This is a genomic window from Rhodococcus sp. IEGM 1305 (genome assembly GCF_030058635.1).
GTDB classification, from domain to species: Bacteria; Actinomycetota; Actinomycetes; order Mycobacteriales; family Mycobacteriaceae; genus Rhodococcus_F; species Rhodococcus_F opacus_D.
This window is the reverse complement of sequence record NZ_JASHKX010000059.1, coordinates 1-14,547: the sequence shown is the minus strand read 5'-3', so window position 1 is coordinate 14,547 and position 14,547 is coordinate 1. Positions and strand designations below refer to the sequence as shown.

The window sequence follows — 14,547 nt, the reverse complement described above, 5'->3', positions numbered from 1 at the left end:
AGATATATTCTCAGCTCGCACCGGCGCCGGCGAGAATATATCTTCGCCGTCACAGGCAGGAAATATCCGAAAACTACTTTTGCTCCCAGCACTTCGGTGGTGTGCTTTTCACCGAGGCACCCTTACGTCGACGCAGTCGTGTCCGTACTGCACCAGGGAGCAAAACGATGACTCAGACAGCGCCCTCCAACGAGGGGGAAACCGTCCCCGGTGCACACCTGGCCGGCGCCGGGCTGATCAAGCCCGGCTATCACCCGAGACTCACCAACGACGATCTCGCGCCGCTGAAGACGCAGTCGTGGTCGTCCTACAACATCTTCGCGTTCTGGATGTCCGACGTGCACAGCGTCGGCGGCTACGTCACCGCGGGCAGCCTGTTCGCGCTCGGGCTGACCAGCTGGCAGGTCCTCGTCGCGCTGGTGGTCGGCATCGCGATCGTCAACGTGTTCGCGAACCTGGTGGCCAAGCCCAGCCAGGTCACCGGTGTCCCCTACCCGGTCATGTGCCGCAGCGCTTTCGGCGTTCTGGGCGCCAACGTCCCGGCCATCATCCGCGGTCTCATCGCGGTGGCCTGGTACGGAATCCAGACGTACCTGGCGTCGCATGCGTTCGTGATCCTCGGCCTGAAGATCTGGCCGGGTCTGGCGCCCTGGGCGGACGTGCACGAGCACGGATTCCTGGGACTGTCGGCGCTCGGCTGGGCCGGGTTCATGACGATGTGGGTGCTGCAGGCGCTGGTCTTCTGGCGCGGCATGGAGAGCATCCGCAAGTTCATCGACTTCTGCGGTCCCGCGGTCTACGTGGTGATGCTGATGCTCGCGATCTATCTGATCAGCGAGGCCGGATGGTCGAACATCAGCCTGAACCTCGGCGAGGTGAACTACACCGGCTGGTCCGCTGTGCCTGTGGTGCTGGGCGCGATCGCCCTTGTCGTGTCGTACTTCTCGGGCCCGATGCTCAACTTCGGCGACTTCTCCCGGTACGGCAAGACGTTCGGCGCGGTCAAGCGCGGCAACTTCCTCGGCCTCCCGGTGAACTTCCTGTTCTTCTCGATCCTCACCGTCGTCACCGCCTCCGCGACCCTGCCCGTGTACGGCCGCCTGATCACCGATCCCGTCGAGACGGTCGCGCAGATGGACAACCTGTTCGCCGTCGTCCTCGGCCTGCTCACCTTCATCGTCGCCACCATCGGGATCAACATCGTCGCCAACTTCGTCTCCCCGGCCTTCGACTTCTCGCACGTCAGCCCGCAGCGCATCAGCTGGCGTACGGGCGGAATGATCGCCGCCGTCGGATCCGTCCTGATCACACCGTGGAACCTGTACAACAACCCCGAGGTGATCCACTACACGCTCGAGACGCTGGGGGCATTCATCGGACCGCTGTTCGGAATCCTCATCGCGGACTACTACCTGGTGCGCAGGCAGCGGGTGATCCTGGACGACATGTTCACAATGTCCGAGAGCGGAACATACTGGTACAAGAAGGGTTACAACCCGGCGGCGATCATCTCCACCGTCATCGGAGCCCTGGTCGCGATGATTCCCGTGATCCTCAAGGCCCAGCCGTTCGGACTCGACGTCTGGGGCATGGCGGGTGCGGCCCAGTACTCGTGGTTCCTCGGCATGGGTGTCGGATTCGTCTGCTACCTCGGGTTGTCCGCCGGCGCCCGCCGTGCGAATCGCACGGCCCCGATCGAAGCGTAGGTCGACGAACGTGCACATCAAGATCATCAATCCCAATACCACCCAGTCGATGACCGACAAGATCGGCGACTGCGCGCGCTCCGTCGCGGGGCCGGGGACGCTCGTCGAGGCGGTGAGCCCGCAGATGGGTCCCGCGTCGATCGAGAGCCATTACGACGAAGCACTCAGCGTCCCCGGGCTTCTCGAGGAGATCGCACGTGGCGAGGCGGCCGGCGTGGACGGCTACGTGATCGCCTGCTTCGGCGACCCCGGCCTCGACGCCGCCCGTGAGCTGGCCTCCGGGCCCGTCCTCGGGATCGCCGAGGCGGCCATGCACGCCGCGAGCTTCCTCGGCCGCGGGTTCAGCGTCGTCACGACGCTGGGACGAACCCGGGGCCGGGCCTGGGAACTGGCCGAACGGTATGGGATGCAACGCTTCTGCCTCGGTGTGCACGCGTGCGAGATCGCCGTCCTCGACCTCGACCGCGATCCGGACGCGGTGAAGGTGATCACCGAGGCCTGCCGCGTCGCCCTCGACCGGGACGGTTCGGACGGGATCGTGCTGGGGTGCGCAGGCATGGCGGACCTGTGCGCCGTCATCTCGGCGGAACTCGGGGTGCCGGTCGTCGACGGCGTGGCGGCGGCCACCCTCATGGTGCAGTCCCTCGTGACGCTCGGTTTGCGAACCGGCGCGGGTGGAGAGTTCGCGGCTCCCCTGCCCAAGAAGTACACCGGACTGCTCGAGGGTTTCGGCCGCTGACGGTCAGAAGGACGGCGGGGTGCTCGTGATGAGGAACCGTGCCGGTTCCGCGGCGTCGTTGAACCACCGGTGCGGCACGGTGGCCGGGTAGTACAGAGTGTCTCCCTTGTCGAGCACGTAACTCTCCTCGACGCCCACTTCCACGCGCACGCTGCCGTCGATGACGTAGATGAACTCCTCGCCGGCGTGTTCGGTGTGCTCGCCGGCCTGCGAACCCGGTTGCGCTGTCACCTCGTTCGGTTCCATCGCGCGCACGCCCGTGGAGCAGAAGCGGAGCACGGCGCCGTCCGACAGCGCGAAGCGTCTGCCCTCGCGGCTGCGCACGAGGCTGGTCGGCGTCCGCGCGCCCTGTTCGAGCAGGGCGTGTGCCGTGGTTCCCAGCACCTGGGCCACCCGGTGGAGATTCATGACGCTCGGCACCGAGTGGCCGTTCTCGGCCTGACTCAGGAACGGCTGCGACAGTCCCGTTTTGGCCGCCACGTCGCGCAGGGTCAGTCCCGCGTCTCGCCGGGCCGATCTGATCGCGGTGCCGATGGCGACGGCCAGTAGGCGTTGATCCTCGTCCATGAGGCGAACGCTAGCACCGTGTTTCGCGGAATCCGCGACTGATAACACGGACGAAACGAAATTGACCCTGCTTAGTAAAGATTGGCGTGCTCAATAGAACGTGAACTCGAACGCTCCCTTCACTCGGACGGAGATCGACCCATGTCCTTCCACGCAGTCGACCAGCGCCTGCCCTTGGTGCGGCAGGCGGCCTTCGGTCTGCAGCACGTGCTCATCATGTACACCGGCTGCATCACCGTTCCGCTGGTCTTCGGTGCCGCAGTAGGACTCGACAAGTCCACCGTCGCGTTGCTGATCAGCGCCGACCTTCTGATCGCCGGCATCATCACGATCATCCAGAGCCTCGGAGTGGGGAAGCTGGCGGGCGCACGGCTGCCGATCGTCTGCGGCGCCACGTTCGCCGGGCTGACTCCGATGATCCTCATCGCCGAGGAATACGGACTGCAGGCGGTGTACGGCTCGATGCTCGCAGGCGGCCTCGTCGGACTCGCCCTCGCCGTACCCTTCGCGCGGCTGATCCGGTTCTTCCCACCGCTGGTCACCGGTGTCGTCCTGACCGTCGTCGGCATCTCCCTGATCGGCGTCGCCGCCGGCCTGATCGTCGGAAACGAGCCGACGGCAGACACTTTCGCAGATCCCGGCAACATCATGCTCGCCGGTGTCGTCGTGCTCGTCGCGATCGCCTTCCTCTGCCTCGGCCGCGGGATCTGGACCCAACTCGGCGTGCTCCTCGCCCTCGTGATCGGCACGCTCGTCGCGATTCCGATGGGCCTGATCGACTTGGGCGGCGTCTCCGGCAGCCCCTGGTTCGGCATCACCGCCCCGTTCCACTTCGGGGCACCGGAGTTCCCGATCACGGCGGTGGTGGCGATGAGCATCGTGATGGCCGTGGTGTTCGCGGAGTCGACGGCGAGCATGCTGGCCCTCGGCGAGATCACCGGAAAGCCGCTCACCAAGGGCGACGTGGCCCGCGGCCTCGTCGGCGATGCGCTGTCCGGCGTACTCGGCGGCATCTTCAACGCGTTCGTCGACACGATCTTCACGCAGAACGTCGGAGCCGTCGCCACCACCCGCGTCCACAGCCGGTACGTGACGGCCACCAGCGGTGCGATCCTGATCGTCCTCGGACTGATCCCGAAGATGGGCACCGTCGTCGCGGCCCTGCCCGCGCCGGTCGTCGGCGGTGTCGGCATCATCCTGTTCTCGACGGTCGCGGTGGTGGGGATGAACACCCTCCGCAAGGTGGATCTCAGCGACCGGATCAACACCACCATCGTCGCGGTGTCGGTGGGCATCGGCCTGCTCCCCGAGTTCGCCGAGGGCATGTTCGAGCACTTCAACTCGTCCGCCCAGATCCTGCTCGGCAGCGGCATCACACTCGCCGCCATCTCCGCGTTCTCCCTGAACCTGCTGTTCAACCACACCCGGATCGGCGCCACCGCGCGCGCCGCCTCCGCACCCGTCATTGCGGCCGATCCCGTTCCCCCGACCTCCGAGGAGCCGCATGTTGCCGCCCGTGCCTGAGCCGTTCGACGTCCCCGTCATCGACATCTCCCCCTACGTGACCGGCGGGTCCGACTCGGAACGCAACCGGGTGGCGCGCGAGATCGACTCCGCCTGCGCCACCGTCGGATTCATCCAGATCCTCGGTCACGGCATCCCCGAACCGGTGATCGAGGGACTCGCCGGCGCCGTCGACGACTTCTTCGCGCTGCCCCTGGAGACGAAGAAGACGTATCGCGTGGAGGGCGCCAACCGCGGGTACAGCCCGCCGAAGAGCGAGTCGCTCAGCCTGAGTCTGGGCGTCGAATCGGCCACCCGGATGAACGACTTCTTCGAGGCCTACAACGTCGGAACGGAGGCCCGGTCGTTCCCGGACCTGGACCTGTCCGAGGCCGACTACGGACTGAACGTGTGGCCCGAGGTGCCCTCCTTCACCGACTCCGTCCAGGAGTACTACGCGCACGGCGAACGCGTCGCCCGCACCCTGACGCGGATCTTCGCCGACGCCCTCGGGCTCGATCCGGGTTTCTTCACCGCCCTGACCGACCATTCCATCGACGTCCTCCGCATGAACAACTACGCGCTGCCGGAAGGCAGTGTCACCCTGGACGGCGAACTGACCGGCATGGGTGAGCACACCGACTTCGGACTGGTCACGGTGCTGTGGGCCGACCGGGTGGCCGGGCTGCAGGTCCTCGGACGCGACGAGCGCTGGCACGATGTGAGCCCCGCGGAAGGCGCACTGCTCGTCAACCTCGGCGACCTCACCGCCCGGCTCACGAACGACCGGTGGATGTCGACGCTGCACCGAGTGACTCCGCCCGTCGTCGACGGAACGATCACGCGCCGCCGATCGGCGGCGTTCTTCCACGACGGCAACGTCGACGCGGTGATCGCGACCCTGCCGGGACTGTGCGAAAACGCCGACGACGGGTACGCGCCGGTGACGGTCCGTGAGCACATCAAGGCGAAACTGGCGGGTTCCCGTCACGGCAAGAAGAACACCGCAGCGGGGCGGGAGACCGAGCGGGTTCTCGCCGCCGCAGAACGGGCGGCCGCCCGGTGAACCGTGGGCACGTCGTATTGATTCACGGCGCGTGGGCGGGCAGCTGGGTGTGGGACACACTTCTGGAGCCGTTGCGCGACACCGGGTACGAGCCGCACCCGCTCACCCTTCCCGGCGTGGGGAGCTGGCCGGACGGCGCGCGAACCGATCTGGATGACGTCACGGATGTGGCGGTGGCACACATCGATTCGCTGGACGGGCCCGTGTTCGTGGTCGGCCACTCCGGAGGCGGCATCGTGGCCACCCAGGTGGCCGAGCGCCTTCCGCACCGGATCGCGGGTGTGGCGTACGTCGCCGGAATGATGCTGCCCTCGGGAATCAACTTCGGCGACCTCTGCGCAGACCTGCGTCTGCCGGAACCGGTCGGGATCTCGGCCTGGCTGGAGTCCATCCCCGACGGATCCGGGACCATTGTGCCGCCGGAAGCCGCGGCCGCCGTGTTCTTTCACGAAGCGTCGGCTTGTGATGCGATCACTGCTGCCCGAAAGCTGCTGCCGCAACTCGAGACTGCACGTCTCATGGCCCCGACGTGGACGCCGGAGCGGTTCGGCTCCGTCCCCCGCCTGTACGTGGAGGCGACGCTCGACCGTTCGGTGCCGCTCGTGACGCAGCGTGCGATGCAGGACCGGGTGCCGGGCGCGCGGGTGGTGACGCTGGACAGCGATCACGCCCCGCAACTGTCGGCGCGCGGGGCCCTGGTCACGGCACTCGTCGACTTCTGCGCCTCGGTCGTCGCGAGACCTGTTTCTGCACAGGAAATCTGATGGAAACACTATCCCGCTATATTTCGGAGCACATTGCCCATGGCTGAAACGAGCAATGTGCGAACCCGTGTCCGGCGGGCGCGAACCAGCCGCACTCCCGAGAACCCATGGAGGATGCGGATGCATGCCGATCTGATTTCCGATGTCACCGTCTACTCCAACGGCAGCTGGCTGCCACACCGCGACGTCCTGATCGCCGACGGTCTGATCACCGAGATCCGCCCGACCGCTCCGGCACCGTCGGGGGCCACGGCCGTCGACGGGTCGGGGGCGTACCTGATCCCCGGATTCGTCAACACCCACACCCACCTGCAGCAGTCGTTGATGCGCGGCATCGGCGAGGGACAGCCGCTGCTCAGCTGGCTGCTGACCGTGGGTGAGGAATCCGCGATCATCACCCCCGAGCGGGCGTATCTGGCCGCGGTCGCCGCGAGCCTCGACGCCCTGCGCAGCGGCACCACGGCGCTGGTCGAGCACATGTGGCCACATCCGTCTGCGGACGTGCACGACGCGGTGCTGCGCGCCCTGGAGGACACCGGGGTGCGGGCGCTCCTCGGTCGCGGAGTCGCGGACCGGGCGGACGTAACGCGCAAGTGGGGCGTCGACCCGCGCCTGCTGCAGCCGCTGGCCGGGGTGATCGAGCACACCGACCAGCTGGTCAAGCAGGCCGACGGCACACGCGTCACGGTCGGTCTGGCCGTCCCGAATCCCCGATCGCTGACCCCGGAGGGGATGGCAGCGGTGCGGCAATTCGCCGGCGAACGCGATATGACCGTGTCGATCCACCTGCTGGAGACGCCCACCGACGACGTGATGTGCCGTGAACATGCCGGCGCAGGCGCGGTCGACTATCTCGACACGAACGGGTTCCTGTGGGACCGATTGCTCGCCGTGCACTGCTGCGAACTCGATGCCCACGGGCACGCGGTGCTGGCCCGCCGCGGTGTGGCCGTCTCGTACAACCCGATGAGCAACATGCGCCTCGGAAGCGGTGTCGCCCCCGTCCCGGAGATGCTCGCGGCGGGGATCGCGGTCGGGCTCGGCGTCGACGGCGCCGCCAGCAACGACACCCAGGACATGCTCGAAACGCTGCGCATGGGCGCCTACGTGCAGCGGGCGCATCGCAAGACGGCCGACCTGTTCGGATTCGACGCCATGATGGACCTCGCGACGAACGGCGCGAACGAGAATCTCGGTTTCGCGTCCCGCCCGAACGGTGTGGCCGTCGGCGGCGCAGCCGACCTGACCCTGATCCGCTTCGAGCGCGACTTCGGTTGCCTGCCGGTCCGCGACCCGGGGGCAACACTGTTGACCACCGGGAGCCGGCAGATCGTCGACACCGTGCTGGTCGACGGCGAAGTACTGATCCGGGACGGACACAGCACCAGGGTCGACGAAGCAGGGCTTATCGCCGAATTGACCGCCACCGGTGCGCCATAGTGGTAGCCAGAGGTACCGAAAAGGCGCACGAGCGAGGAGCCCTCATGACCGAACCGCCCGGCCTGATCGCGTTCAACGCACTGAGCGACGCGCGGGCCGTCGATCTGCTCGTGCAGTGCTGCTCGTCGACGGTGTGGGCGCAGCGGATGGCCGCCGGCCGCCCGTTCCCGTCCGCCGACTCGCTGTACAACGCCGCCGACAACGTTCTCGACGACCTGACGGAGTCCGAGATCGACGCTGCTCTGGCCGGCCACCCGAGGATCGGGGACCGGGCCGACACCCCGTCGTCTGCTCGCGAACAGTCGGCGGTCGCGTCCGCCGACGACGACGTCCGCGCGCGCCTGCGGACCGGTAACGAGGAGTACGAGCAGAAGTTCGGGCACGTCTACCTGGTATGCGCGTCCGGCCGGTCGGCGCAGGAACTACTGGACGTGCTGCGCGACCGCCTCGGCAACGACAGGGCCACGGAGCGCAAGATCCTGCGGACCGAACTGGCCGCCATCAACCGGATACGCCTCGAACGCCTTCTCGGCGAGATCGGAGACACGGCACCCTGATGTCCAAGATCCTCAGCACCCACGTGCTCGACGCCACCGACGGCACACCCGCGGCCGGGATGTTCGTTCACCTGCTGTCACCTGAACGCGACGTCATCGCGAGCGCGTCGACCGATGCGGACGGCCGCATCGCCGAGATCGCGCCCGAGGGTCTGATCGCGGCCACCTATTCGCTGGTCTTCGAGACCGGCGAGTACTTCGCCGCCCGCGGCCAGGAGACGTTCTACCCGGAGGTGTGCGTCTCGTTCGTCCTCGACGACCCGCAGCGCGGTTACCACGTCCCGTTGCTGTTGTCCCCCTTCGCCTATTCCACCTACCGCGGGAGCTGAAGAATGACCGACCTCACCGGCGCTATCGTCCTGGGCGACAACCAGTACGGCAAAGCCGAGAACCGCATCGTGCGGATCTACCGCGACACCCCCAGGCACGAGATCCGGGACGTGAGCGTGTCGACCTGCCTACGAGGCGACTTCTCGGCGGCGCATCTCGCCGGCGACCAGAGTTCGGTGCTGCCCACCGACACCCAGAAGCAGACGGCGTACTCCTACGCGAAGGAGAAGGGACTCGACTCCATCGAGGAGTACGGGCTGACGCTGGCACGGCACTTCGTGGACGACGTGGCCCCGGTCGAGGGCGCCCGCATCGAGATCGAGGAATACGCCTGGCAGCGCGCGGTGGTCGACGGAGCGGAGCACGACCACACCTGGGTGCGCAAGGGTGAAGAGGTGCGCACCGCGGCGATCACCGTCGACGCCGACGGCACGTGGGTGGTCGGCGGGCTGAAGGATCTGGTGATCCTCAAGTCCACTGGCAGCGAGTTCTTCGGATTCCTGAAGGACGAGTACACGATCCTCGAGGAGACCCACGATCGGGTGATGGCGACTTCGCTTGTCGTGCAATGGCGGTTCGTCACCACCGACGTGGACTGGAACGGTGTCTACGCCGGCATCAAGGAGCAGATCGTCGCGACGTTCGCAACCGTCCACTCGCTCGCCCTCCAGCAGACGCTGTACGAGATCGGCAAGGCGATCCTCGAGCGCTACCCCGTGCTCGCGGAGGTGCGCCTGTCCGCGCCCAACAAGCATCACTTCGCCCACGACCTCGCCCGCTTCGGTGTGGAGAACGACAACGAGGTCTTCCACGCCGCCGACCGCCCCTACGGCCTGATCCAGGCGACGGTGCAGCGGTCCGATGCCCCGGACGCCGGGCCCGCATGGTCGGCGTACGCGGGCTGGCTCAGCTGATGAATGCCGGCTCGGGCACCGTCGTCGTCTCCGGCGCGTACGTCGCCACTGTCGACGCGGCGGGCACGGAGTACCCGGACGGATATGTCGTCGTGCGGGGCAATCGCATCGTCGACATCGGTGCCGGTCCGGCGCCCGTGATCGACGGTGCGCGGGTGGTCGACGGACGGGGTTGCCTGCTCACCCCCGGGCTGGTGAACACCCACCATCACCTGTACCAGTGGATCACCCGTGGGCTCGCCGCCGACGACACCCTGTTCGGCTGGCTGACCACCCTCTACCCGATCTGGGCGGGCATCGACGCCGACGCCGTCCGGACCGCGGCCACCGGCGGTCTCGCCTGGTTGGCGAAGCACGGCTGCACGACCACGACGGACCACCACTACGTCGTGCCACGCGACGGCGGCGACGTGTTCGGCGCCGAGATCGAGGCCGCGCAGATCGTCGGGCTCCGCTTCCACCCCAGCCGAGGGTCGATGGACCTCGGCCACAGCCAGGGCGGACTGCCACCGGATTCGGTGGTGGAGCGTCTCGAGGACGTCCTGAAGGGCACCCAGGACGTCATCGACCGCTGGCACGACCCGGCTCCCGACTCGATGCTGAGAATCGCGGTGGCCCCCTGCTCGCCGTTCTCCGTCACCGCCGACCTCCTGACCGAGGCCGCGACCCTCGCCCGTTCGGCAGGCGTGCGGCTGCATACCCATCTCGCGGAAACCCTTGACGAGCAGGACTTCTGCCACGAGCGGTTCGGCTGCACCCCGGTGCAGTACATGGAGCAACTCGGCTGGGTGGGCCCCGACGTCTGGTACGCGCATGCCGTCCACCTGGACGACGTCGCGATCGCCGCGATGGCAGGCACCGGAACCGGGGCAGCCCACTGCCCCACGTCCAATGCGCGCCTCGGCGCCGGGATCGCCCGCGCCAAGGACCTCCACGCGGCGGGGGTTCCTCTGGGGCTCGGCGTCGACGGCGCCGCCAGCAACGAGGCGTGCAACATGCTCGAGGAGGCCCGGCACGCCGTGCTGTTCGCGCGGGCCCGCGGCGGCCCGGGCGAGATGACGGTGCGCACCGCCCTCGAACTCGCCACGCGCGGCGGGGCCCGGGTACTCGGCAGGGAGGACGAACTCGGCACTCTCGAGCCCGGCAAACTGGCCGACCTCGCATTGTGGCGGGTCGACACCCTCGCACATTCCGGCATCACCGATCCGGTGGCGGCGCTCGTACTCGGAGTCACACCGCCGCTGGAGTTGCTTCTGGTGAACGGGCGAGCCGTCGTCGAGCGTGGGAGAGTGATCACCGTGAACGAGGAGAACGTCGCCGCGGAGGTCGAGCAGGCCCACCGGGCCCTGGTGCGTAAGGCGGGGTGAGTCGATGGATCTGTCGTTCGTGACGGAACTCTCGGCCCCGCGCAGCCGTGACGACCTACCCGCCCCGGAACCCGGAACGGCATTCCTGGCGGGCGGCACCTGGCTGTATTCGGAACCGCAGCCGACGGTCACCCGGCTGGTGGACCTGACCACCCTCGACTGGCCTGCGATCACCGTCCACGACGACGGACTCGAGCTCGCCGCGACGTGCACCATCGAGAACCTCTGCAACGCACCGTTTCCCGCGGAGTGGACGGCGGCGAGCCTGTTCCGGCCGTGCGCCGAGTCCCTGGTCGCGTCGTGGAAGATCTGGCACACCGCGACCGTCGGCGGCAACCTGGCGCTGGCGCTCCCGGCCGGGGCGATGATCACCCTGTGTTGCACCCTCGACGCCGAACTCCTGATCTGGACCGCCGACGGGGGTGAACGCCGGGTTCCGGTCGACCGATTCGTCACCGATGCCGGTCGCACGGTGCTCGGAGCCGGTGACCTGATCCGCAGCATCCACCTCCCCGCCGCCGCGTTGCGGGGCCGCACGTCGCTGCGCAAGATCGCGTACTCGCCGCTCGGACGGTCCGGCGCCCTGCTGGCCGGACGGGTCGACGTGGACGGTTTCGCGTTGACCGTCACCGCGTCGACCGTCCGCCCGTTCGTCCTCCGCTTCCCCACCGTTCCCGGTCCCGACGTGTTGAGCGAGTCTCTGTCGGAACGGATCTCCCCCGACGACTACCTGACCGACGCGCACGGCGCCGCAGACTGGCGTCGGCACGTCACGGGAGTCCTCGCCGAGGAGATCAGGAGGGAGCTGGAATGAAGTTGACGGTCGACGGACAGTCGGTGGATGCAGACCCACGGCCTGGTCAGTGCCTGCGCACCTTCCTGCGGGAGCAGCAGCGGTTCGCGGTCAAGAAGGGCTGCGACGCCGGCGATTGCGGCGCCTGTTCCGTACTGCTCGACGGCGCCCCGGTGCACTCGTGTGTGGTGCCGGCGCACCGCGCCGAGAACCGCGAGGTGACGACCGCGGCCGGTCTCGGCAGTCCCGATCGACTCCACCCCGTGCAGCAGCGGTTCGTCGACGCGGCCGGCTTCCAGTGCGGGTTCTGCACCCCCGGGATGGTGGTGACCGCGTCCGCGCTGGACTCCGGCCAACGCGCCGACCTGCCGCGCTCACTGAAGGGGAATCTGTGCCGCTGCACCGGCTATCGCGCCATTCGCGACGCCGTCGGTGGCGTGTGCACCACCGAATCGGACAGTGCCGGTGAGTCGTTCGGCCGCTCCATTCCCGCGCCCGCCGCCGCCCGGGTGGTGTGCGGCGCCGAGCCCTTCACACTGGACCTGGCCGTCGAGGGCCTGACGCACATCCAGATCCTCGGCAGCCCGCATGCGCACGCCCGCATCACCCGACTCGACACGTCCGCCGCGGAGAGGCTGCCCGGCGTCCACGCGGTGCTCACCCACCGCGACAGTCCCGACGTCGCCTTCTCCACGGCCCGCCACGAGTTCCGCACCGACGACCCCGACGACACCTACGTGTTCGACACCATCCTCCGGTTCCGGGGGCAACGGGTCGCGGCCGTCGTCGCCGACTCCGTCGACATCGCCCGGCGCGCAGTGGAATTGATCGACGTGGAGTACGAAGTATTGGAACCCGTCTTCGATCCCGACCTGGCACGCCGCCCCGGCGCCCCCGTGCTGCACGGCGACAAGGGCGCCGATGCCCGGATCGCGGACCCGGCCCGGAACCTGGTGGCCGAGGTCCACGGCGAAGTCGGCGACCTCGCCGCCGGGCTCGCGGCGGCGCGGGACACGGGCGCCGTGGTGGAGGGCACGTGGCAGACGCAACGCGTGCAGCACGCGCATCTCGAAACCCACTCGGCCATCGGCTGGCTCGACTCCGACGGGCGGCTCACCCTCCGCAGCAGCACCCAGGTGCCCTTCCTCGTCCGCGACGAACTCGCCCACCTGTTCTCGCTCGACCGCTCACAGGTCCGGGTGTTCACCGCCCGCATCGGGGGCGGCTTCGGCGCCAAACAGGAAATGCTGGTCGAGGATCTCGTCGCCCTCGCCGTTCTGCGCACCGGCAGACCGGTGCAGTACGAGTTCACCCGCTCCGACCAGTTCACTATCGCCCCGTGCCGGCATCCCATGCGCGTGTCGGTGAAGGTCGGGGCCGACGGCGACGGAAAGCTGACGGCGCTCGCCGTCGACGTGCTCTCGGACGCCGGTGCGTACGGCAATCATTCGGTGGGCGTGATGTTCCACGGCTGCAGCGAATCCGTTGCGCTGTATCGATCGCCGAACAAGCGGGTGGACGCCCAGGCCGTCTACACCAACAACCTGCCGTCCGGGGCGTTCCGCGGCTACGGTCTGGGCCAGGTCATCTTCGCGGTGGAGTCCGCGCTCGATCAGCTGGCGACGCAGCTGGGCGTCGATCCGTTCGAACTGCGCCGCCGCAACGTGGTCGTCCCGGGTGACGACTTCGTCGATGCCGAGGTGGAGCGCGGCGACCTCACGTACGGCAGTTACGGACTCGACCAATGCCTCGACCTGGCGGAGGCCGCACTGCGCCGCGGCAACGACGTGCCCCCGCCGGACGGCCCGCAGTGGCGGGTCGGTGAGGGCATGGCGGCGTCGATGATCGCGACCATTCCGCCGCGGGGGCACTTCGCGGACGTGTCCTGCACCCTCGTCGAGGGCGGCCGGTACGAACTTCGGGTGGGCACCGCGGAGTTCGGCAACGGCACCACCACCGTCCACGCCCAGCTCGCCGCGTCCGCGTTGGGCACCACCGCCGACCGGATCACCGTGCTGCAATCCGACACCGACGTCGCCGGGCACGACACCGGCGCGTTCGGTTCGGCGGGCACGGTGGTCGCCGGGAAGGCGGTGCATCTTGCGGGAACCCGGTTGCGGGAACAGCTGTTCGAGGTCGCTCGCCGCGTGGCGGGTGCCGCCGAGGACGCCGACTGCGCGCTGACACCCGGCGCGGTCGAGGTCGCCGGGCGGGTCGTCGAACTCGACAAGCTGGTGCCCGAGGGACCGATCCGCGCCGAGGGCAGGCACGACGGCACCCCCCGCTCGGTGGTGTTCAACGTGCACGCGTTCCGGGTGGCGGTCGACACCGTCACCGGGGAGGTCCGGCTCCTGCAGTCCATCCAGGCGGCGGATGCCGGCACGGTCCTCAACCCGCAGCAGTGCCGCGGGCAGGTCGAGGGCGGTGTCGCGCAGGCGATCGGCAGCGCACTGTACGAGGAGATCCTGCTCGACGGCGCCGGGACCGTGCTCAACCCGCAACTCCGGAATTATCACCTTCCGCAGCTCGTGGACGTGCCGGACACCGAGGTCTACTTCGCGGACACCTACGACGAACTGGGCCCGCACGGCGCCAAGTCGATGAGCGAGTCACCGTACAACCCGGTCGCCCCCGCCCTGGCCAACGCGATCGCGGACGCCACCGGCGCCCGGCTTCGGCGGATCCCGATGACCCCCGCCGCCGTCTGGCGTGCGCTCCCGCGCCCGTGAGTACTTGTTAACGTCCCGGGGGCTGTTTCAAATTTCCGGGTCGGGGTCTCCGCGTGCCGCGGCGCCCCGACC

At 68.5% G+C, this 14,547-nt stretch carries 13 protein-coding genes; 12 read left to right on the top strand and 1 reads right to left on the bottom strand.

The genetic code is table 11. The features are described 5' to 3' along the window. Positions 1–167 precede the first annotated feature (167 nt). On the top strand, positions 168–1,706 hold the full coding sequence (locus tag QM693_RS36170) for an NCS1 family nucleobase:cation symporter-1 (protein ID WP_283334906.1): 1,539 nt from the start codon (positions 168–170) through the stop codon (positions 1,704–1,706). 10 nt (positions 1,707–1,716) lie between these two features. Beyond that, positions 1,717–2,445, top strand: a complete 729-nt coding sequence (locus tag QM693_RS36165) for an aspartate/glutamate racemase family protein (protein WP_105420930.1) — start codon at positions 1,717–1,719, stop codon at positions 2,443–2,445. Positions 2,446–2,448: 3 nt separating this feature from the next. Here the strand turns inward: QM693_RS36165 and QM693_RS36160 are convergent, their stop codons facing one another. Further along, positions 2,449–3,012 carry a helix-turn-helix domain-containing protein gene (locus tag QM693_RS36160; protein ID WP_283354696.1) on the bottom strand — a complete coding sequence of 188 codons (564 nt, stop codon included), beginning with the start codon at positions 3,010–3,012 and terminating at the stop codon, positions 2,449–2,451. A 141-nt stretch (positions 3,013–3,153) separates the two neighbouring features. On the opposite strand from QM693_RS36160, the gene QM693_RS36155 reads away from it, so the two are divergent. The 10 genes from QM693_RS36155 to QM693_RS36110 all read left to right on the top strand — a co-directional run bounded on the left by QM693_RS36155 (position 3,154) and on the right by QM693_RS36110 (position 14,475). Continuing rightward, entirely contained in the window at positions 3,154–4,536 is a 1,383-nt protein-coding gene (locus QM693_RS36155; RefSeq protein ID WP_283354695.1) for a uracil-xanthine permease family protein, read from the top strand. Continuing rightward, complete coding sequence (locus QM693_RS36150; protein ID WP_283354694.1) at positions 4,517–5,581, top strand: isopenicillin N synthase family dioxygenase; 1,065 nt, start codon at positions 4,517–4,519, stop codon at positions 5,579–5,581. The genes QM693_RS36155 and QM693_RS36150 overlap by 20 nt, the downstream gene beginning before the upstream one ends. Beyond that, a complete protein-coding gene (locus QM693_RS36145) occupies positions 5,578–6,345 on the top strand; it encodes an alpha/beta fold hydrolase (RefSeq protein ID WP_283354693.1) in 768 nt (255 codons plus the stop codon). The genes QM693_RS36150 and QM693_RS36145 overlap by 4 nt, the downstream gene beginning before the upstream one ends. A 120-nt stretch (positions 6,346–6,465) precedes the next feature. Beyond that, complete coding sequence (locus QM693_RS36140; protein WP_283354692.1) at positions 6,466–7,785, top strand: amidohydrolase family protein; 1,320 nt, start codon at positions 6,466–6,468, stop codon at positions 7,783–7,785. Positions 7,786–7,829: 44 nt separating this feature from the next. Continuing rightward, positions 7,830–8,342 carry a 2-oxo-4-hydroxy-4-carboxy-5-ureidoimidazoline decarboxylase gene (gene uraD / locus QM693_RS36135; RefSeq protein WP_283354691.1) on the top strand — a complete coding sequence of 171 codons (513 nt, stop codon included), beginning with the start codon at positions 7,830–7,832 and terminating at the stop codon, positions 8,340–8,342. Further along, entirely contained in the window at positions 8,342–8,671 is a 330-nt protein-coding gene (gene uraH / locus QM693_RS36130) for a hydroxyisourate hydrolase (RefSeq protein WP_280779050.1), read from the top strand. Before uraD ends, uraH begins: the two co-directional genes overlap by 1 nt. Before the next feature lie 3 nt (positions 8,672–8,674). Beyond that, on the top strand, positions 8,675–9,586 hold the full coding sequence (gene pucL, locus QM693_RS36125) for a factor-independent urate hydroxylase (protein WP_037242142.1): 912 nt from the start codon (positions 8,675–8,677) through the stop codon (positions 9,584–9,586). After that, a complete protein-coding gene (locus QM693_RS36120) occupies positions 9,586–10,953 on the top strand; it encodes an 8-oxoguanine deaminase (protein ID WP_283354710.1) in 1,368 nt (455 codons plus the stop codon). The genes pucL and QM693_RS36120 overlap by 1 nt, the downstream gene beginning before the upstream one ends. Positions 10,954–10,957: 4 nt before the next feature. Next, positions 10,958–11,767: an FAD binding domain-containing protein gene (locus QM693_RS36115; protein ID WP_283354690.1), complete on the top strand. Its 810-nt coding sequence runs from the start codon at positions 10,958–10,960 to the stop codon at positions 11,765–11,767. Continuing rightward, on the top strand, positions 11,764–14,475 hold the full coding sequence (locus QM693_RS36110; protein WP_283354689.1) for a molybdopterin-dependent oxidoreductase: 2,712 nt from the start codon (positions 11,764–11,766) through the stop codon (positions 14,473–14,475). Before QM693_RS36115 ends, QM693_RS36110 begins: the two co-directional genes overlap by 4 nt. The last annotated feature ends 72 nt before the right edge of the window (positions 14,476–14,547 follow it).